Below are 19754 nucleotides of genomic sequence, written 5' to 3'. Positions count from 1 at the left end.
AAACAGAAAAATCCCGGAATCAAAAAAACGCCGCCCCAGCCGAGTAAGCTGGAGCGGCGTTTGCATGCAGGATCAAATTTCAAGCGAAGCACTGCGAGTCTTTGAAACGACTCGCAATCAGGCTGCGTCGTCGATCGCAGCCTCGCGCTTCTCCGGCACATAATTGAGAACCGGACCCAACCAGCGCTCCACCTCGCCCACGGGCATGCCCTTGCGGGCAGCATAATCCTCGACCTGATCGCGCTCGATCTTGGCGACACCGAAATAGTAGGAAGACGGGTGAGCGATATAAATGCCGGAGACGGAAGAACCCGGCCACATCGCATAGCTTTCTGTGAGCTTTACGCCCGTTGTCGCTTCGGCATCCAGCAGGCGGAAAAGCGTATCCTTCTCGGTATGGTCAGGCTGCGCCGGATAGCCAGGTGCAGGACGGATGCCCGCATAGGCTTCGAGAACAAGCTCCTCGCTCGTGAAATTCTCATCCGCAGCATAACCCCAGAACTCTCGACGCACCCGCTCATGCATCCGCTCCGCGAAGGCTTCGGCAAAGCGGTCGGCCAGTGCCTTCACGAGGATCGACGAATAATCGTCATTGGCCCGCTCGAAGCGTTCGGCAATGGCCACCTCCTCGATACCGGCCGTGACGACGAAGCCGCCGACGTAATCGCCGACACCACTGGAAACCGGCGCCACAAAATCCGACAACGCCACATTCGGGCGACCGTCTCGCTTCGATAGTTGCTGCCGCAGCGTGTAGAAAGTGGCGAGCTCCTCATTGCGGCTTTCGTCGGTGAACAGCCTGATATCATCGCCGACCGTGCCCGCCGGCCAGAAGCCGATGACCGCACGCGGGCGGAACCAGTTTTCCGTGATGATCTTTTCGAGCATCGCCTGCGCATCGCTGTAAAGCTGTCGTGCCGCCTCGCCCTGCTTTTCGTCTTCGAGAATTGCCGGAAAACGACCCTTGAGCTCCCAGGTCTGGAAGAATGGAGTCCAGTCGATATATTTCGCCAATTCAGCAAGATCGTAGCTCTCGAACACCTTGGTCCCGAAGAATTGCGGTCTGACCGGCTCGTAATCAGACCAATCCACCCTCTCGGCATTCTCGCGCGCCCTTGCAATCGGCAGGCGCACCTTCTCCGCCTCGCTGCGCGCATGGGCGGCGGCGACCTTGGAATACTCAGCCCGAACGGTATCGATATAGCCCTGCCGCGCATCCGGCGATAGCAGAGCGGATACGACGCCCACGGCGCGGCTCGCATCCGTAACGTAGACAGTTTGCCCCCGGTGATAGCCGGGATGGATCTTCACCGCAGTGTGGACGCGGCTCGTGGTAGCACCACCGATCAGCAATGGTATATCGAAGCCCTGCCGCTCCATCTCGGACGCGACATGCACCATTTCGTCCAAAGAGGGCGTGATCAGCCCCGACAGACCGATGATATCAACCTTCTCGGCAATCGCCGTTTCCAGGATCTTCGTCGCCGGCACCATGACGCCGAGATCGATGATCTCATAATTGTTGCAGGCGAGCACGACCCCGACGATATTCTTGCCGATGTCATGGACGTCGCCCTTGACGGTCGCCATCAGCACTTTGCCGGCCGACTGCCGTTCGCTGCTGCCGCCATTGGCAACCTTCTCGGCTTCCATATAAGGCAAGAGCACGGCAACGGCCTGCTTCATCACTCGCGCTGACTTCACCACCTGCGGCAGGAACATCTTGCCCGAGCCGAAAAGGTCACCCACGACATTCATGCCGGCCATCAGCGGGCCTTCGATGACATGCAACGGCCGCTCGGCAGCCTGGCGCGCTTCCTCGGTATCGGCTTCGATATATTCGGTAATGCCGTTGACCAGCGCATGTTCGAGCCGCTTCTCCACCGACCATTCACGCCAGGAAAGATCCTGCGTCTTGGCTTCCTTGCTGCCGGAACCGCGGAAGCGTTCGGCAATCTCAAGCAGGCGCTCCGTGCTGTCCGGACGGCGGTTGAGCACCACGTCCTCACAGGCGTCCCGCAATTCCGGGTCGATATTGTCGTAGACGGCGAGCTGCCCGGCATTAACGATGCCCATGTCCATGCCCGCCTGGATGGCGTGGTAGAGGAACACGGCATGCATGGCCTCGCGGACAGGTTCGTTGCCGCGGAACGAGAAGGAAAGGTTCGAGACACCACCGGAAATATGAACGAGCGGCATCGTCTGGCGGATCGTCCTCGTCGCCTCTATGAAATCGACACCGTAATTGTTGTGCTCTTCGATGCCAGTCGCAACGGCGAAGATATTCGGATCGAAAATGATGTCTTCCGGCGACAGGCCCGCCACTTCCGTCAACAGCTTATAAGCACGCGAGCAGATCTCGACCTTGCGCTCGTAGCTATCCGCCTGCCCCGTCTCATCGAAGGCCATGACGACGACCGCCGCGCCGTACATCCGCATCAACCGCGCCTGCTTGAGGAAATTTTCCTCGCCCTCCTTCAGAGAGATCGAATTGACGATCGGCTTGCCCTGAACGCATTTCAAACCGGCTTCGATGATCGAGAACTTCGAGCTATCGATCATCACCGGAACGCGAGCAATGTCCGGCTCGGCAGCAATGAGGTTCAGGAATTCCACCATCGCCTTTTCGGAATCGATCAGGCCCTCGTCCATGTTGATGTCGATGACCTGCGCACCATTCTCGACTTGGTCGCGGGCGACGGCAAGCGCTGCGGTATAATCGGCATTGGTGATCAGCTTGCGGAACTTCGCCGAGCCAGTGACATTAGTACGCTCACCGACATTGACGAAAGGGATATCCTTGGTGAGCTCGAACGGTTCCAGCCCCGAGAGCGACATGAACGGCCGATGTTCGGCAATTCGGCGCGGCGGATATTTCGAAACCGCCTGAGCGATGGCTGCAATATGGTCGGGCGTGGAGCCGCAGCAACCGCCGACGATATTGACCAGACCTTCGCGAGCGAACTCCTCGACCTGGGCCGCCATCATCTCGGGCGTCTCGTCATACTGACCGAATTCGTTCGGCAGACCGGCATTCGGATAGGCGCAAATGAAGGTATCCGCGGCCGCGGAAAGCTCCTGCAGATGCGGCCGCATGGCATTGGCTCCCAGCGCACAATTGAGGCCGATCGTGAAGGGGCTGGCGTGGCGCACGGAATTCCAGAAGGCTGACGGCGTTTGACCGGACAGCGTGCGCCCCGAAAGATCGGTGATGGTGCCCGATATCATGATGGGCAGATGAATACCCTTGGCCTCGAAACGCTCCGCGCAGGCAAAGATCGCTGCCTTGGCGTTCAGCGTATCGAAAATCGTCTCGATCAGGATGATATCGGCGCCACCATCGATCAGGCCATCGATCTGCTCGCCATAGGCAAGACGCAAATCATCAAATGTGACCGCACGATAGCCAGGATTGTTGACGTCGGGAGAGATCGAGGCGGTCCGATTGGTCGGACCGATGGCGCCCGCGACAAAGCGGCGCTTGCCATCTTCACGCTCGGCGCGGATCGCCGCTCGGCGCACGATTTGCGTCCCCTCCTTGTTGAGATCGTAGACCGCACCTTCCATCTGGTAATCCGCCTGCGCAATGCTGGTGGACGAGAAAGTGTTGGTCTCCAAAATATCGGCGCCCGCCTTGGCGTAGCGATAATGGATCTCTTCAATCGCATCGGGCTGGGTCAAAATGAGAAGGTCGTTGTTGCCCTTCTGGTGGCAGGCACAGCCGATGAAGCGATGACCGCGAAACTGATCTTCGTCAAAGCCGAGGCCTTGAATCTGCGTGCCCATGGCGCCATCAAGCACGAGGATCCGCTCGCTCGCCGCTTGTCGCAAAGCCTCAAACACCTCGCTGCCGTCGCGCTTCGCCGTTCCCGAACCAAAAAGATTGTCAAACATAAGCGAACTCCTCTGGCCTGATTGCGACTCCGCCCTCAGATCACATAAAGATATCTTTATGTCAACATATCTATGCTTTTAACCGCTCGATAGCAAGGACGATGCTTCCATCCTTCGGCCGTTTCAGGAAAATGACCGTACCTGCGCTAATTGCCGATCCGACCATGGACAACGAAGGGCAGACGACACAGTTTCATCCATAACGCCATGACAGCGCTTTCGAGCGGCGCTATACGGCGTCAGGAAAAGAATCCATGGAGGACGGCATGAATATACAGGTTGAACCCGCAGCGCTCGGAAACTGGAGCACGCGCGCCTACCATCGGCGTTGGCTGCTTGATCAAGCGGACGCGCTTTTCGATTTCTTCCAGTACCGCGCCGTCAATCCCAAAGGTGGCTTCTACGACATGGACGATGCCGGCAAGCCGTTGGATAAGGCAAATCCCGTACGCGGCATTCATTCGACCGCCCGCATGGTGCACTGCTTCTCGATCGGGTCGTTGCTCGGTCGTCCCGGCGCTAACGAAATTGTCGACCACGGCATGAACTATCTATGGAATCATCATCGCGACACGGCGCATGGCGGCTACTTTTGGTCGCTGAACAATGACGGCCCCGTCGATTCCAGCAAGCAGGGCTATGGCCACGCTTTCGTGCTGCTTGCTGCCTCATCCGCAAAGACGATCGGTCATCCACTGGCCGATGGCATGTTGGCAGATGTCACGGAAATTCTGAATACTAAGTTCTGGGAAGCAAAGCACGGGGCGATTGCCGAGGAGTTCAATCGGGATTGGTCCTTGATCGACGGTGGCACCTATCGCGGCCAGAACTCCAATATGCACCTGACGGAAGCCCTGATGGCCGCATTCGAAGCGACCGGCGACAAGACATATCTCGAAAAAGCAGAAAGCATCGCCGATCTCGTCATTCGCCGTTCGGCAGGATCCGTCGGCTGGCGCGTTGCCGAACACTTCAACGCCGATTGGGTGCTTGACAAGAATTATCGCGGCAATGAGATGTTTCGCCCATCGGGTACGACACCAGGACATTGGCTGGAATGGGCGCGTCTTATCCTGCAACTTTGGGCGCTGGGGGAAAAGCGTCATGACTGGATGCCGGAAGCAGCCAAGGGTCTCTTTTCTCAATCCATGTCACTTGGCTGGGACAACAATAGGGATGGGTTCTTCTATACGCTCGACTGGGAAGATGTGCCTGCAAAGCGCAACAAGCTTTGGTGGCCTGCATGCGAGGGTGCCGGCGCGGCTCACTATCTGAATGAACACGTCCCGAGCGATTTCCACGAAGAGAGCTACCGCAAGATCTGGAGCGTAATCGGCCACGCCTTTATCGATCGTGCTAATGGCGGCTGGCATGAGGAACTGACGGAAGATCTCGTTCCTGCTCACACGCTGTTCCCGGGCAAGGGCGATATCTATCACGCCCTGCAGGCATGCCTCATCCCCCTCTTCCCGGCAACCGGAAGCTTGACCAAAGTCATCACCGAGGCTGGTGGCAAGATCTGAAAGCGGCGGCGGCGCCCCATCGACGTGCGCCGCCTCGTCGCTCTATGCGAGGCTGAGATTGTGAAGCTCGTGGCCGAGGGTGAGAGCCAAGGCTTCGACAACGAGATTGTGGTCTTCGCGCTGCGGCAGCCCAGAAACGGTGACGGCGCCGACGCACCCCGTACCATTGACGAAGATCGGAAAGCTGCCACCAGAGGCAGCATATTCGGTGCTTGAAAGCCCGTTGTCCTCGATCGTCTTGCCCTGCTGCTGCAGCCGCAACGCACTGGCGTAGCTGCTTCGGAAATAACGCAGCACCATGTTGCGCTTCCGACGGATCCAGTTGGAATTGTCAGGCGTCGAACCGGGCAAAGCTATGTAGAAAACCGGCATGGAATGAAGCGTGATATCGATAGCAACACCCATGTTGCGCTCACTGGCGAGGTCGCGCAACAGCTTGCCGAGCACCCAAGCGGTCGAAAGGTCAAAAGCATCGAAACGCAGCGTTTCCTCTTGCAGCCCGATACGAGCAAGGTCCTGATCGATCGTCATGGAAAACCTTCTTTAAAAATAGATCGGCCTATCAAACGCGCAGGGAACGATTTGTCCACCTATCTCTTCGGTATTTCGAAGCCAAGCTGCCACTTCTGACCGATCGAGAAGTCATATTCATCCGGCTCGAATGCCTCGAAACCTCCCCCTGGGTAGAAGGTCAACTCCCCGACACGGACCCACTCCGCCGACGCATAGAGATCGACACGAACGAAGTCGATATCGCGAGAAACCGTTTCAGTGACATGAATCATCTCCCTCGCGTGGGCAAAAACGCATGCGACGTCAAGATCGCGATTTTTCGTCGTAGCTGCGCCTCTCGACTGCCCAACTCGAGTTCACCATTTGCCAAAGGCGGCCCCCAACAGCGACCTTTAGCCGGTTTATGTCATGACCGACATTCAAACGTCGATGAGGTCGCAGCGACGAACAGTCATGTCCGGGGCATTGATAGCCGCAACCAAAGCCCAATTCTGCGGGATATGAACCGCAAAGCGTCTAACATGCGGTTAAAGTTGTATCATCAATGATCACATTCACAGGCTGCATTTCGCCTGAAATTGATTGGAATTGACTACAGGATCATCAACCCGGCTTTGAAAGTGGCGCGGCTCTCGCTTGCCTGTGGGAAGCGAACAGGTCATTGATAAACTTTACGAATGTCTCGCCACAGGAATAGTCCAGCATGAATGCAAAGTACGCACTGCCCGCCATATTGGCCTGCACCTGTGCCGCGGCACCGGCTTTAGCCGATAGTCCGTCTCAAATGGTGTTGCGGGATGGTTTCGACGGCACAGATTTCGCCCCATCTGGCCATCTTTACTATCGCGATAACTTCGAGCAAAGGGCCGGAACGATCGAATTTCAATCGGAAGTCAAGCATTCCGGAACGGGCGCATTGAAATTGAGCGTCAGACCATTCTGCCCACGGGGTAAAACAAACTGCAGCGAGAGAGCGGAAATATGGGAGCGCACCAAGTATCGCGTTCCATACGATCAGGGGGTTTGGTACGGTTTCGCCGTAAAATTCGCCGATCCCATACCCTCGGGCGACCATCGCTACCTTATCGCGCAATGGAAGCGAGAAATCGGGCCGAACGCCACAGGGGATTTCAGCCCCTTCCTCGCACTGCGGCTCAATAATGGCAAACTCTTCGCAACCGTTGAAACCAACTACGTTGCCCCCGTCAAGAAACACAAGCCTGAAAGTAACGGCAAGGCCTGCAGCGATGACCAAGCGCCGGTCTGGTTCCGTCCCGATACCAATCAAATGCGTGCATTGGTGGCCACCGACGACAACTGGGGCATATCTGATGGGCAAGAATATACAGGCTGCACCGATGCCATAAAAGTAATAAATCGTGGCAACAAGCTGCCGACACCGGCATCAGGCTGGATCGATTTTGCCATCTACAGCAAACCAGGCCCCGATGGCTCGGGCCATATTGAGATATTCGCCAATAACAAATGGATCGTTACGGTTACTGGCCATATAGGACATGCCGATCACGGATTGGGAAAGAATCAATACTTCAAATTCGGCCCTTATCGCGCCGCCGATACCACAGTATGGACGCTCTACTATGATGATTTTCGTCGTTCGGCCCACTGCGCCGATGTATTATCGGACCCCAACCTTTGCCCTATGAAGTGACAAAGCTGCCGAGGATGCGTGCCTCTAGATCAATATGGCTATGGACACTCCGAGGGTGCGCTTTTTTTTGAGAAATGGCCGAACTTTTTCCTTTCTCGATAGTTATCTTCTTTCGTGAAGGAGGTGACTGAAATGCTTACTACCCATCGCGATTGCAAACAGCATGTAAAGAGGAATGCGATACCCTCCCTAGGTGAAATTGAAGGGCGAGTTGCGGTCCTGGAAATTGTCGCCCAGTCTGCGTTAACGCATGTATTTGACGAAGGTGAAGTCGATATCGATGCGGCGTTGCTGGCCCAGATTCGCAGAGCCATGCATCGCAAATGCAAGGACTTAAAACTTGACGGCGACGATACGGCATCGGCACTTTTATACGCCGAGGAGCTGATTGAGGCCGCGGTTAAGGCGTCGCATCCAGTCCATCAATGATGCCTTCCAAGCCAAGGCTCGTGTTATCCTTCTAGTGGCGCTGGCAATTGCGCTCGGCGTTCTCTTGTTTGTCGCACCACATGATGAAGCGGCGAGGACTACCCCTTCCGTGGCACCGCCCGGTGGACATCAAAATCGGCAATAATGTGCCCAAGAACAGACCTGTGTCACGTTAAGACACATGGTCTGTCCCAAATCAGGCTGCCGTTAACGTCGCGGGATGAACTCAGTTGCAAATTTGCAAAACCCAAGCAGTGTTCGCTTCACCCACCCGATGCCAAGCTCCAACAATGAATGGTGTAGCGAATGTCTATGATGGTCAATGCGCCGCTTTACCCCGATGACGTCGATGTCCTCGCAGGCGCACTTTTTGCATGGTGTGCCGAACGCAGCATCAGATTACAAAGTCAGGAAGGTCTGTCGGCAGCCAATCTTGCCATTGACCTCTACAATGCGGGTTATCAAACACAAGATCAGTTGCTTGGCGCACTGCATGACTACGATTTTCATTGACGTATTCCTGGGCATCCAGCTCGGTATCTAAAACCTGAGCACAATTTCTCTAGCTTTAGTATCAAAAATGCAGCGGGAGTTTATGCCGCATTCTCTTTGAAAACATTCGCGATACAATCTCGCTCTTCGAGAATTCCGGTCCACTCGTCGTGATAATATGAAGAGTCGTAGATCAGCGTGAAAGGACCGTGATAGCCAGCCGCGTTGGAAAGCTTAATGCAGCGGACGTAATCCGCTGCATCGAGCCCCGCTGCTGAATAACGCCCTTTCGCATGACAGAGTTCGGCACGGCCCATGATCTCTGCCAGATCCTCGTATTTGCCGTCCCGCTCCCAATTGCCGAAATCGCCGTTGAGCCCGACTTTGCCGTGCAAAGCATCAAGAATCCGATTGACCTCCGTCGGTGCCGGCAACAGGTCGAACCAATTCTCTATGACGAGACGCACTCCCGCTGCGGCAGTCAATTCCGCCAGCCGCCGCAAATGGATCTCCGCAAGCGTCAAAGCTGAATCTGTCGGGGGAGTCTTTCCAGCTATCACGCGCATGTTTTCAGCCCCAAGAGCCGCAGCGACGTCAATCCATCCTGCCATCCATTCGGCATCGCGCTGGGCGGTTTCAGGATTACTGAGATCCCCATCTTCAACGAGCAGCGTCTGAAGCTTTACGCCAGCCTCCTCCATAACCTTCCGAAAATCACCGAGATAGCCAGGAAGAGGGCTCGGTAAATGGAAGGAGCAAATCTCAAGTCGAAAAATGCCGTGATCGGCGCATTGTTGCGGCAGATCGATCAATTCGATCGTGCCCTTCCCATATGTCGGCTGACCAGTCGGATATGCTTGATCGGCGGGCCTATAGGGATAGGTGGAGCCGAGCGCCCGATGCAGGGACCAGCTTGAAACCGCAAAACGATCCGACAAATCAACCACAAGACGCCCCATCTCTTATTGCCGTAAAAGGTAAACAAGAATTAGGTTGGATTGGACGGATATCAATCGGAAATATGTCATAGCCGCCCGCTCCTATGCGCCATCTATGTCACATGAAAGCATGATGCGGCTACGGCGTTTCACGGCCGCCCTTAACCCATCTGGAAATAGTGTCAAAAACCAGATCAGCGATCCACATGGCGCATATGCCGACGACGAAAGCCGTGGCATTCATGGCTGCGACATCCTTCTGTGGCAAAGGCCAGTTGATAGCGCGCAGATAGAAAAGCGTCGGCTCCGTTAGATAGGTGGCGGCAAGTGCGCCGCAGATCGGCGATGCGACGATCTCTCGTGTCGTATATCGGCGCCTGGAGAGGCCACGTAAAATGCCGCCGGAAAGACCAGCGATGACGACACCGGCTTTGATGCCCAAAGCATCCAGAAATTCATGTAACGTCATCGCTTTTCTCAATCAGAATTTTGGAACAGTCGATTGCTTGCCGTCACCTGTTCATCAGGGATACGGCAGGCAAATGATTTCATTTATCGACAGGCGGCTGTGGCTTTATCAAACCCGCAATACCATCACGCAAGATATTGATGATGATTTTCAGTGTACTCAAAGCCGTGACCGCGACAGCGGCAAAGCCTGGACCGACAAAGGATTGCGAACATTCCAAGGCTCCATCTGCAAGCTGCGTGCAGCCTGTCGCCAAAAGAACCGCAATCATGGATGCAGACAATGCTATCAAAACGTTCAGAACATTATGGAACGCATTCGTATTGAGCATATGTTTTCCTCTTGAATGGATTGGAGCGGCTCACCGATACGATGCCGACCAAACTTTGAATTGGTTGAAGCTGCCGTGAAAGGCATGTGCGAAGAGTCGATATTCTCGGTATCGTCAGCCTCTAGGCGTCTGTAACCGGCCTCGGATAAATCTACCGAGCGCGCTCAATCGCCGCCGCGAATTTCTTGGCAAAGCCGGCAATGTCGGTTGCCCGATCCGTGCCGTTGATAATCCGGCGCGCACCGATCCAATCTGAACCCGTAGCACTAAAATAATCGGCAAGCTTCCTGCCGGTGAAACGGCCGTTGATCATGCCGTCGAACAGGATTTCGATCGCTTTACGAGGATCGAGAGCTCTATCCGGATCATCGACGATGCCGTACTTGGCATAGTTGTCCCGCCCGGTGATTTGCACGAGACCGCGGCCACGGTAGCGCCAGCCGTCATTACTTGCTTCATCGCCGTTTCCCAAACGATTAGCATAAGCACGGTTGGCAATCCGTCTCGGCTGACGAGAATAGGCAGCCGCCTGCTCCATATTGAAATACTTCGGAAATGTCGCCTGCAAGCCGGCTGCGGAATAGCTCAGATTTTCCGAAATTCCGCACATGGCTTTGTCCGTCTCGTGATAGACTGTCGCCAGCATGTAAGCGAGCCAACGGAGATCGAAAGGCTCTGCCACCCAGGCATCCAGGATTGCCTCAATACCATTGACCTGATTTGTTGACAGCCGACCGCCAAATAATGGCGCTCGCACCGCCGAGAAGAATTTCTCGTGATCCATAAGCTTCATTCCAAACTCGAAAATATAAATTCGAATGGCAAAATACGAATGAGACGCCTGGCAAGGATACCACCAGGCAGAGTTGGCTCTCGTAACGAAACCCAATCGCCTCCAGCATAAAGGCCGCCTAAATCCGAGGCAGCTTCTGTACCTTCGTCTTACGGGTTATATCGCTCACCTGGTGTACTGGCTGGCAGGTCCATCGAGCTTTGGATATCGATCTATACTTGCATACATAGTCGGTTTTAACGCCTCAGAAACCTAGCCGAACGTCGACCGATCGCATCGGCGCGACCTTGCCTCAGGGCGGCGCGAATGGCCTCTTGCGCGTCCTAACGAGCGCATGTGGGCATTCCATCAGATGCTGGGCGATATAGCGGCATTGGACGGCCAAGCAAAAGCATCGATCGCCGCTTTGGTGGAGATCGAGCCAGCGATGATTTGGGCGTTCACCTCACCCTCGGCCGCAAAAGCCGCCTGAACATGAGCACCAACTGCATTCGCGATCGCCGTCATCTGTGTCGCCGTCAGTTCAACAAAACCGCTTACCGTCTTGAACCTTACCATTACGTCGGGATTTGCCTGCACATAGTTATAGGCTCCAGTGATCAGTGATTGGCTCGCCCGATCGGTCATGATGCGCATACCATCGATAACGATGCTGCCCGTTTCAACAGCGTAGCGTTTGGAGGCAGCATAGGCGTAAAGATCGACCGGCTCCGCTTCTGGCGACCAGCCGGCAACGATGGAAAGAAGACTTTCCGGCGTCTCCGGCCACTCCATGGCCGAGCTGGCTAGGGTTACTTCCTTGTTGCTCAATTGATCAAGGATCGCGTCCCTGTCAGCCGCACCTAGTCCGGAGGTGATTTTGGCGGCAAGCGCCAGCCAGAAATCTGGCACATTGTAGATCTGCTGCCGGCCGAGCCAGAAGGCGGTGCATGCCATCCAGCGATCAGCCCTGTTTTCGGAACGAGCTGCAAGCAGCGCCTCGACCATCGGTTCATACATGCTATCTATGCGGTACATGGCAGTCCTTTCTTCTGTTCAAGCTTGGGCAAAGATGCGAACGGCCCGCCAATCGATCTCGCAGGCGGCGCGGATTTCGGGAGCGGTTCTGGCGGCGGCAAGAGCGGCGTTCGCCGATCGGCGCAAGGTCTCGATCATCTGCGATCCGACCGCCCAGTGCTGGTCCCGCGTGAGGATCTCGACCGCCTTTTCAAAACGGCTAACGTCATGCTCGGCAGCCTCGGCCGTGATATGCGGCGTTTCGCCTTCGGGCACGCTGCCGCCTTGACGGGGGTCGGCGGCGATCAGCTCGGCCTCACGAAGCTTCAGCGCATAGACCGCTTCCTGACCGGGAATGAGGGTGATGAAGAGCATTCGTGCTAGCCTCACCTGTCGGTCAATGTCCGTTTGTGCCTGGACGCGCTCCAGGGTGAGATCTGCGGACACCTTAAACAGCATGGATGATCACCTCGAAATCGTGAAAGCCGGCTGCGGCGATGAAGGGAAAGCGGTGGTCGCCGCGAACGTCCGTCGTGAATTCGAAAATTCCGTCCTCGATCGCGACGATCTCGTTGGCATGAACGACCGAGGTCCCAGCCGGCACGGCAAAGTGCACCCGATCCACGCCATCGGCCTTGATCGTGAAATCGGTCACCGAGATGGCTTGCCCCTTCGCGGTTATGATCCCGTTGAGGACGTAGCAGTGCGCGTCGATATCGCGACGATATTGGTTGGCCTCAACTTCCATCGCCTCAAAGCCCTTGCCGTAGACTTCCGCATAGTGCTGGAGCAGGCTCAGGGCACAGTCGCCGCTTTGCCTGATAGCGCCGTCAGGACCGTAGACGATGTAGTGGATCGTTCTGTCTTCTAACGCGGTCACAAGGTCACCTCTTGAGAGCAGTTGCGGTGATGTTGCTTTCGTTCCAGCCGATGGTGTTGCCGGGGCAATAGATCTGCAGGATGTAGGTGTGGTTGCCTGCGCCGGGGGCGTCGTAGAGGCCCGAGACAGCGACGAGGCCGGCCGTATAGGTAGTCTGTGTGGTGCTGCCGTTGCTGCCACCCGTGCCGCTAACCACGGTCTGAACCACACCGAGATAATAGGTCTGGCTAAAGATCGCGGTGCCGTCGCGGAAGATGTTGCACCCGATGGGCTGGGAGTTCTGGCTGCCGCCGTTCTGATTGAACTGCCCGAGTGTCATAGCGTCGATCACAACGCGGCCATCGCCGGCAACATTAACCACGCAGCTCACGAGATTGACTGTGCCGCCAGCGCCGATTGTCTGCGTGCCGGCAACACGCCCAACACCAACCCCGGTGACTGCACCTCCGGAGATGTTGGAGGTTCCGACCTGCAGCGTGCCGATGACGGCCGAGCTGATATTGACCGCGCCGAGGTTGGCAGTGATGGCATCGAGGCTATTGACGGCGATCTTGTTCGCGGTGATCGCACCATCAACGATCAGCTCGGCCGAAACGGCGCGGCGCATGACGGGCTTCGACCAGTAGCATGAACCACCGGTTCCCGCCGTCCTTTCGACCTGAAGCAGCATCGCGAGCTTGGTATAGCCGCTTGGTACTGTGTAGCGGCCCTGCAAACGTACCCACCCGTTCTTAACGGTGGTGCCCGTTACGGCGTTGAAACCCCACGTGCCGGTGGGAGTCTGGACTGCGGCAAAGACGTTCGCAGCGTTAGCGTCGGTGTTGTAGACCCAGACATCGAAGGCATAGACTTCGCCCGCCGTCACGGTAATGAAGTTCGACCGCGCGCAGTCACGGCCGAGGGACTGCAGAATCCAGCCCGCCGCATTTCCAGAGACTGTGTCGTTATAGAAAGCCTGCTGGTTCTGAACGGTCCAGCCATCCAGCGTTCCAGTCTGCCAGCCATTATCGGCCATGTTGCTGAAGTCAGTCAGGACGAGCTGTTTGGCGGTAATGGCATTCGCCGCGATCTGATCCGCGCCGATCGTGTTGGCGGCAAGCTTGTCGCCGGTAATCGAGGCGCCCGCGATCGTGGTCGCGGTGACCGCACCGGCCGCAATCGTGCCCGCCGTGACCGCATTCGCAGCGATCTTCCCGGCCGTGACGGCGTCGGCGGCGATCTTGTCGGCCGTAACGGCGCTGGCGACAATGCCACCGTTCGTGATCATGACCACGCCGCCATCGCTCCACGGCGTCGGTTCGGTCGCGCTGGCCGGGATACGGCACAGCATGGGCTTGTTCACGAACATAAAGCTGTCGGTCTGGCCGCTGATGGTGTCCAGCTTGCGCAGATGGAAGGAAGCGGCAACCGCGTTGGCGGGTGCCGCACCAGCTGTGCGCAGACGCGGCCAAAGATCGGGATTGTTCTGATCTGAAGCATTGCCGGCATTGGTTGAGGCGGCGGTATAGCTGAGCGCGCCACCATCAGCCCCCACCCATTCGATACGCAGCTCCACGCTGCAGCGATGTGCCGAGATATAGGCTGTTGCTTCCAACCATTCGCCCGGTGCACACAGCACCGAGAATGGCAGCGAGTTGGCCAGACCACCCCCATCAGGCCGCTTCCATCGGATATCGGCATAGAAGCCGCTGGGTCCACTGCCCTGCCTCAGTTCCAGTACCGGATTGTTGCGGCCAGCCCATGCCTCACCCGCTTGGCGGATACGCATGGCAAGCCCTGGAATGGTGCCGCTGGTATAGGTGACGCCCCAGCAGTCCAGACCCATCGTGAAGCTGGTGTTTTGAAGCAGGTTCTTGCCCGAACCAACCGCCAGAGCGTCCGTGGTCACCGAGTTCGATGCCAGCTTGTCGGCCGTAATGGCGTCAGCCGCGATCTGTGCTGCCGAAACCGCGCCAGCGGCGATCATACCGGCCGTGACTGCATCGGCGGCAATCGTTCCAGCGGTGACGGCGTTAGCCGCAATTTTGCCGGCTGTAACGGCGTTGGCGGCGATCTTGTTCGCGGTGATCGCACCATCAACGATCAGGCTAGCCGACGCCTTGCGCAGAACACTTAGCCCGCCGATCGAGACGTTGCCATCCGTATAAGATCTATGGATATACATCTTCACCACAGCGCCGAAGGCTGTGGCAGGCGGCGTGATACCAGCCGTAAAGGTCTGCAGACCGTTTGCAGTTCCGCCATCTGATGTACCGTAGGCACACATGTTGACGTAGACATCAGGGACTAGCAGGTTGCCGTTAGCGTCAAGCCAGTGGATACGAGCCCACAGGCCGTATTTGGTGCCCGACGTGCGGATCACCTGAATAGAGGAAAGATATTCCTGACCGGAAACCACCGCAAAAGGCTGGCTTTGAGCGATCTGCATGTAACCAGCGCCATTGAAATACGTATAGTCAAACGCTCCTTTCGAGGTGAAGGCTTGCGTTGTTGAAGGATTGACGACCGTATCGTTGAGCGCAGACCAGGCAATAGGTGCTTGCAGCTGATTATCGGGAATAAGATTTTCCCAATCCTGCAGAATGAGGCTGCGAGCTGTAATCGCATTCGCCGCGATCTTGTCGGCGGTGATAGCGTTTGCCGCCATCTTCTCGGCGGTGATGGCGCCGTCCACAATCAGTTTACCGCTGCTCCTACGCTGGCAGGAGACGAATCCGATCTGGTAGCTACCGGCAGAGGTAAGATTTTCTCCGGGGACAAAATCAACCCAAGCATAAACCGCTCCGGACGGCACGATGATCGTTGTATTCAATTCCGTGTACAAAGTTCCAACCGTCACGGGAATACTGAAGCCCGTGGCGTTAAGATAGTTGATTTTGTCTGCGCCCATAAAGCGGATACGAGCAGACAGCGAGCCTGTCGGGTTTCCGATGGCCTTTGCAAACACTTGAAGGAAATATTCCTCGCCGGGGAGGACGGGAAAAATATTATTGTTTCTCGACGCAATGACGTTCGCCACGGCACCGGCACCGATGTTCATATAGTAGTTGCCTGTGTAAGCGTTTGCGCCGTTGAGGATGGCGACGCCAAGACCGTTCACCCAACTCTTGTCCCCTTCGCCAAAGTTCGGGTTTTCACAGCGATTGGTGAAGTCGGATAAAACCATCTTGTCAACCGTGATGGCTTTGGCCGCGATCTGCGTGGCGCCGATGGCGCCGGCTGCGATCTGACCAGCCGTGACAGCATTCGCAGCGATTGTTCCGGCCGTCACTGCGTTGGCGGCGATCTTCCCAGCCGTCACAGCGTTTGCGGCAATATCGTCAGCCGTAACCGCACCGGCCGCGAGAGCGGATGTCGTGACGGAGCCGGCCGCGAGTGCATTCGCCGTGATACCGCCATCGACGATCAGGCTCGCGGCATTGGCGCGGCGGATGATTGCACGGTCGATCAAGAGCGTCGGTGCCGTGGTGCTCGTGTTGAAGAACCGCACCTGGGCAAAGCACGCGCCGGCAGGGACAGTGATCTTCCCACTATAGTCTGTCCACGTGGTGCCGAATGCCTTGTTGCCCGCAAGTTCGGTGTAGTTTGGCGTGATCAGCGCCTTGTTCGCATCAAACCACATGAGCCGATAGTAGGCCCCGTTGATGGAGGTGTCCGTCGTGCCGCTCTTGAACGATGTCTCGAAGTAGAGGGGCTCGCCTGCCGTGACGGGAATATATGCGATGGTGCGCACTTCGCTGTTGCTGGCGGTCGTGGCCTTGACCATCTGCAACATGAGGGAACCAGTGTTATCCGAAGGCACGTATGCCATCGTGGTGTTTACGCCAACCACCGTCAGATAAGACGCGATGGACGAGGCGCTGTCCTCAAACTTTCCGTTCTGGACGAGGTTTTCGAAGTCCATCAGAAGGAGGGACTTCGCCGTGACGGCATTCGCCGCGATCTTGTCGGCGGTGATCGCATTGGCCTGAAGCTTCGGCGTCGAGATCGCATTGTCTGCAATCTTAGTGGTGGTGATGGCATTGTCCGCGAGCTTTGCGGCGTCAACCGCTAATACGGCAAGCTTCTGATTGGTGATCGCCGCATCTGCGATCTGCGAGGAAACCAGTGTCCCGGTGACCTTGGCCGCATTGACGGCGGCGATCTGTGCATCCGTCATCTGCCCGGTTATGTCGGATGCTGGCGTCGCAGCCGTCCAGGTGCTGCCGGTATAACGATAGAGCTTGTCGTCGGCTGTCAGATAAACGGTGCGCCCTTCGATATTACCGGTGGCCGGCAAACTCGAGACAATTTCCACCGGCCGGATGCCGGAGGCAAACTTGGTTGCGTCGACCGCATTGGCCGCAAGCTTTGCAGCACTGACAGAACCATCCGCAAGTTTGCTTGCATCAACGGCGAGTGGCGCCAGCTTGCCGCTCGTGATGGCGTTATCGGCAATTTGGGAGCTATTTAAAGTCCCATTGACATCGACGGCAGCAATCGCCGCCGTCCACGCGCCGTTATGATAGCGGTAGAGCTTCCCGTCCGTTGGGAGGTAGACCTGCCGGCCTTCGTCATTGCCGGTCGTCGGCAGCGCAGAAACGACTTCAACGGCCTTGATGTCGCTTGCAAGGCTGGTGGCATCCACTGCGCCCTGAGCGAGCGCCCGAGCCGTGACCGCTCCATCCGCAAGTTTCGCGGAGATCACAGCGCCGCTGGCCAGCACGTCAGCCGTAACAGCAGCTATCTCAAGCTTTGCCGTCGAAACCGCATGGTCGGCGAGTTTCAGATTGGAGACCGCCTCATCCGTGATCTTTGCAGCCGATATGGCCGCATCAGCAATCTTGGATTGGACGATTGCGCCATCAAGAACGTCAGCAGTCTGAATAAGGACGTTCGGCGTCTTGACAGCCAGCCAAGCCGACCAGTCCGTTGCCCGGCTCGACTGCGGAAGATATCGACCCCGCGCCTCATAGTTTGTATTGGCAAGCGTCCATTGGCCGGAAATCAACCACGAATATGGAACGGCATAAGGATTGCTGTCGCTGTCGAACACGACATCGCCGGTTTCCTTCAGACGCACCTGTACCCATACGCCCGCGACATCATCGAGCTCAGGCGCACAGCTGATCTTGATTGCCGGGCGACGGTCAATGCCGCCGGCATCCTTGATCGTCGAGGGTTCGACGGTCCAGCCGATCATCGGCTGCGACGGCGGCGTAATAGGCCCGAGCCAGCCGACCGCCGTTGGCAATTGCAGGCCTGAATGCCAGTCGTAGTCGGCCGGATCGACTTCCTTCAGAGTGACAACGATCAGGAAATTCGGTTGCGGCTCCACTTTGACGACAAGGAATTTTTTCTCGTCATAACCGTTACGAGCCGACGACCAGGAAACCACATCGTTCGGTTCGAGTGGATAGGCATCCGGCGGCAGCGATACTTGGTGCACGCGGAAGCGCCGGTAATCCTGGATCATCGCCAGGCCAATGCGCTGCACCTGGTTGGCAAAGGGTACGGCAAGCAGCTGGACTTGCGCCGGCAGACGGCGATTGCCGTCCTGAGCTTCGAGATCGGTGTTGTAACGGCCCGGCGCGTCCTTCGTGGCCCATTTTTCCGCTGGCTCCGGATAGGTGGCCTCGATGGCGTTATAAGTTGCTGAAAGCGAAGGAAATGGCTGGAAATCCTGCTCCTCCGTGACGATGATATCATTATCCGTGAAGGAATAGACCGCCGCGCCCGGCGTCCCCACCAGCATCTTGAAGATGCCGCCGACTTCAGCGATGCGGCCGTTGCAGCCCTTCAGCAGCTCGGAAATGGCATCGAGGGGTTCCTGATCGCATTGGATATCGTAGCCGGCACGGAAAGCTGGCTCGCTGTCACCGCCGTCGAGCTGGACGGACGCGTCGCAGGCATTCGCCGCCGCCATCCAGTTCGTCGCCGGCAGGCAGAAGGCGCCGATATTCTGGCCGCCATAGACCCATTCCGAGCCGTAATACACACCACGGGCAAGGTTGTAGATCATCACAGCCGGGTTGATGCTGGGCTCCCACGTCGAAGGATCGGCCCAGCGATGACCGCCATTGCTGCCAACTGAGGAATCCTTGCGGATATCATAGAGCGGCAGCGGATGCGGCTCGAAAAGGCCCGCGGGGACGCCTTTGAAAAGATCGGTATTATAGCGCGAGGTGAGGATGACGACTTGGCAGCCGCGGCCGATCATGGTCGGTTTCCAGGGGCGCTCGGCATGAATGCCGAACTTGGCCATCAAATACGGATCGGGGCTCGTCTGCGTGCCGTCGAGGAACTTGATCCAAAGATAGTCCTTGTCCTTGATGCGATATTGTAGCACGGGGAAGCCGCGCCCATCAGGATGCGGCTGATCCCAGAGAACGCCGACCTTCTGGTCGTCGATCCAGACGCTGGTCAGGCCGCGTTCGCCGGCGCGGTTGGGAAGGCTGCCGATTTCGATGACATCGGTGAAATAGGCATTCGGCGTCTTGCCGTCCTCACCCCAGGTGCCGGCGTACTTGCGCTTGCCAGCGGTCGCATAACTGCCGATAATGAAGGACATCGCATGATCGTCCCCCATGCTGATCTCAAGCTTCGTTCCGGCTGGCTGAGGTTTATCCTTCTTCGCGAGCGCCTTTTCGACCAGAGACAGGCCGATGTTGATGGCAACGGTCAATACAAGTTTGCCGATGGCGCCGATCGAGCTGAAGAAGCCCGCGATCGAGGTGATCGCCAGGCTGATCGGCTCGGCATGGGCTGCATCCGCCATCAGCCAGAAGCCGAGGACGTTCAGAAGCAGGATGAAATATTTCATGGATCGGACGACCTCGATTGAC

Annotated in this window: 15 protein-coding genes; 4 read left to right on the top strand and 11 right to left on the bottom strand. The window is 57.0% G+C overall.

Annotated features, from left to right (window positions below; genetic code table 11):
* Positions 1-117 precede the first annotated feature (117 nt).
* Positions 118-3894: a methionine synthase gene (gene metH, locus PH562_RS02725; RefSeq protein WP_285171314.1), complete on the bottom strand. Its 3777-nt coding sequence runs from the start codon at positions 3892-3894 to the stop codon at positions 118-120.
* A 266-nt stretch (positions 3895-4160) separates the two neighbouring features.
* On the opposite strand from metH, the gene PH562_RS02720 reads away from it, so the two are divergent.
* Entirely contained in the window at positions 4161-5417 is a 1257-nt protein-coding gene (locus tag PH562_RS02720; protein WP_285171313.1) for an AGE family epimerase/isomerase, read from the top strand.
* A gap of 42 nt (positions 5418-5459) precedes the next feature.
* Here PH562_RS02720 and PH562_RS02715 read toward each other — a convergent pair whose 3' ends face one another.
* Both PH562_RS02715 and PH562_RS02710 read right to left on the bottom strand, forming a co-directional pair.
* Complete coding sequence (locus PH562_RS02715) at positions 5460-5948, bottom strand: heme-degrading domain-containing protein (RefSeq protein ID WP_285171312.1); 489 nt, start codon at positions 5946-5948, stop codon at positions 5460-5462.
* Positions 5949-6007: 59 nt separating this feature from the next.
* Positions 6008-6202 (bottom strand): ATP-grasp fold amidoligase family protein, encoded by a 195-nt coding sequence (locus PH562_RS02710; protein WP_285171311.1) that lies wholly within the window; start codon positions 6200-6202, stop codon positions 6008-6010.
* 431 nt (positions 6203-6633) lie between these two features.
* Here PH562_RS02710 and PH562_RS02705 point away from each other — a divergent pair, with 431 nt between their 5' ends.
* The 3 genes from PH562_RS02705 (at position 6634) to PH562_RS02695 (ending at position 8544) form a co-directional block, all read left to right on the top strand.
* Complete coding sequence (locus PH562_RS02705) at positions 6634-7602, top strand: polysaccharide lyase family 20 protein (protein WP_483315308.1); 969 nt, start codon at positions 6634-6636, stop codon at positions 7600-7602.
* A 132-nt stretch (positions 7603-7734) separates the two neighbouring features.
* Positions 7735-8031, top strand: coding sequence for a hypothetical protein (locus PH562_RS02700; RefSeq protein ID WP_113230456.1), 297 nt, complete (start codon positions 7735-7737; stop codon positions 8029-8031).
* Between the two features lie 306 nt (positions 8032-8337).
* A complete protein-coding gene (locus tag PH562_RS02695) occupies positions 8338-8544 on the top strand; it encodes a hypothetical protein (protein WP_113230455.1) in 207 nt (68 codons plus the stop codon).
* Between the two features lie 80 nt (positions 8545-8624).
* On the opposite strand, the gene PH562_RS02690 is transcribed toward PH562_RS02695, so the two are convergent.
* From PH562_RS02690 to PH562_RS02655, 8 genes are all read right to left on the bottom strand, one after another.
* On the bottom strand, positions 8625-9482 hold the full coding sequence (locus PH562_RS02690) for a sugar phosphate isomerase/epimerase family protein (protein ID WP_285171310.1): 858 nt from the start codon (positions 9480-9482) through the stop codon (positions 8625-8627).
* A gap of 118 nt (positions 9483-9600) precedes the next feature.
* Positions 9601-9930, bottom strand: coding sequence for a hypothetical protein (locus PH562_RS02685; RefSeq protein ID WP_113230453.1), 330 nt, complete (start codon positions 9928-9930; stop codon positions 9601-9603).
* A 79-nt stretch (positions 9931-10009) separates the two neighbouring features.
* The gene (locus PH562_RS02680; RefSeq protein ID WP_113230452.1) at positions 10010-10261 is read right to left on the bottom strand and encodes a hypothetical protein; all 252 of its coding nucleotides are present in this window, start codon (positions 10259-10261) and stop codon (positions 10010-10012) included.
* Positions 10262-10412: 151 nt separating this feature from the next.
* Positions 10413-11150: a hypothetical protein gene (locus tag PH562_RS02675; RefSeq protein WP_350223767.1), complete on the bottom strand. Its 738-nt coding sequence runs from the start codon at positions 11148-11150 to the stop codon at positions 10413-10415.
* A gap of 252 nt (positions 11151-11402) precedes the next feature.
* The gene (locus tag PH562_RS02670; RefSeq protein ID WP_285171309.1) at positions 11403-12071 is read right to left on the bottom strand and encodes a DUF4376 domain-containing protein; all 669 of its coding nucleotides are present in this window, start codon (positions 12069-12071) and stop codon (positions 11403-11405) included.
* 18 nt (positions 12072-12089) lie between these two features.
* Entirely contained in the window at positions 12090-12425 is a 336-nt protein-coding gene (locus tag PH562_RS02665; RefSeq protein ID WP_285171308.1) for a hypothetical protein, read from the bottom strand.
* A 73-nt stretch (positions 12426-12498) separates the two neighbouring features.
* Positions 12499-12930 carry a hypothetical protein gene (locus PH562_RS02660; RefSeq protein ID WP_285171307.1) on the bottom strand — a complete coding sequence of 144 codons (432 nt, stop codon included), beginning with the start codon at positions 12928-12930 and terminating at the stop codon, positions 12499-12501.
* Positions 12931-12934: 4 nt separating this feature from the next.
* Complete coding sequence (locus PH562_RS02655; RefSeq protein ID WP_285171306.1) at positions 12935-19732, bottom strand: phage tail protein; 6798 nt, start codon at positions 19730-19732, stop codon at positions 12935-12937.
* Positions 19733-19754: the final 22 nt, after the last annotated feature.

The sequence above is a fragment of the Rhizobium centroccidentale genome (assembly GCF_030182565.1).
Classification (GTDB): Bacteria; Pseudomonadota; Alphaproteobacteria; order Rhizobiales; family Rhizobiaceae; genus Rhizobium.
Note: the sequence above shows the minus strand (reverse complement) of the source record. Positions and strands in the feature narration are given on the sequence as shown.

What these genes read in the sequence shown, in the direction of transcription:
- PH562_RS02665 (WP_285171308.1), bottom strand. Translation starts at nt 12,425, where the DNA reads ATGCTCTTCATCACCCTCATTCCCGGTCAGGAAGCGGTCTATGCGCTG.
- PH562_RS02685 (WP_113230453.1), bottom strand. Translation starts at nt 9,930, where the DNA reads ATGACGTTACATGAATTTCTGGATGCTTTGGGCATCAAAGCCGGTGTC.
- PH562_RS02715 (WP_285171312.1), bottom strand. Translation starts at nt 5,948, where the DNA reads ATGACGATCGATCAGGACCTTGCTCGTATCGGGCTGCAAGAGGAAACG.
- PH562_RS02670 (WP_285171309.1), bottom strand. Translation starts at nt 12,071, where the DNA reads ATGTACCGCATAGATAGCATGTATGAACCGATGGTCGAGGCGCTGCTT.
- PH562_RS02680 (WP_113230452.1), bottom strand. Translation starts at nt 10,261, where the DNA reads ATGCTCAATACGAATGCGTTCCATAATGTTCTGAACGTTTTGATAGCA.
- PH562_RS02705 (WP_483315308.1), top strand. Translation starts at nt 6,634, where the DNA reads ATGAATGCAAAGTACGCACTGCCCGCCATATTGGCCTGCACCTGTGCC.
- PH562_RS02655 (WP_285171306.1), bottom strand. Translation starts at nt 19,732, where the DNA reads ATGAAATATTTCATCCTGCTTCTGAACGTCCTCGGCTTCTGGCTGATG.
- PH562_RS02720 (WP_285171313.1), top strand. Translation starts at nt 4,161, where the DNA reads ATGAATATACAGGTTGAACCCGCAGCGCTCGGAAACTGGAGCACGCGC.
- PH562_RS02695 (WP_113230455.1), top strand. Translation starts at nt 8,338, where the DNA reads ATGTCTATGATGGTCAATGCGCCGCTTTACCCCGATGACGTCGATGTC.
- PH562_RS02710 (WP_285171311.1), bottom strand. Translation starts at nt 6,202, where the DNA reads ATGATTCATGTCACTGAAACGGTTTCTCGCGATATCGACTTCGTTCGT.
- PH562_RS02700 (WP_113230456.1), top strand. Translation starts at nt 7,735, where the DNA reads ATGCTTACTACCCATCGCGATTGCAAACAGCATGTAAAGAGGAATGCG.
- metH (WP_285171314.1), bottom strand. Translation starts at nt 3,894, where the DNA reads ATGTTTGACAATCTTTTTGGTTCGGGAACGGCGAAGCGCGACGGCAGC.
- PH562_RS02690 (WP_285171310.1), bottom strand. Translation starts at nt 9,482, where the DNA reads ATGGGGCGTCTTGTGGTTGATTTGTCGGATCGTTTTGCGGTTTCAAGC.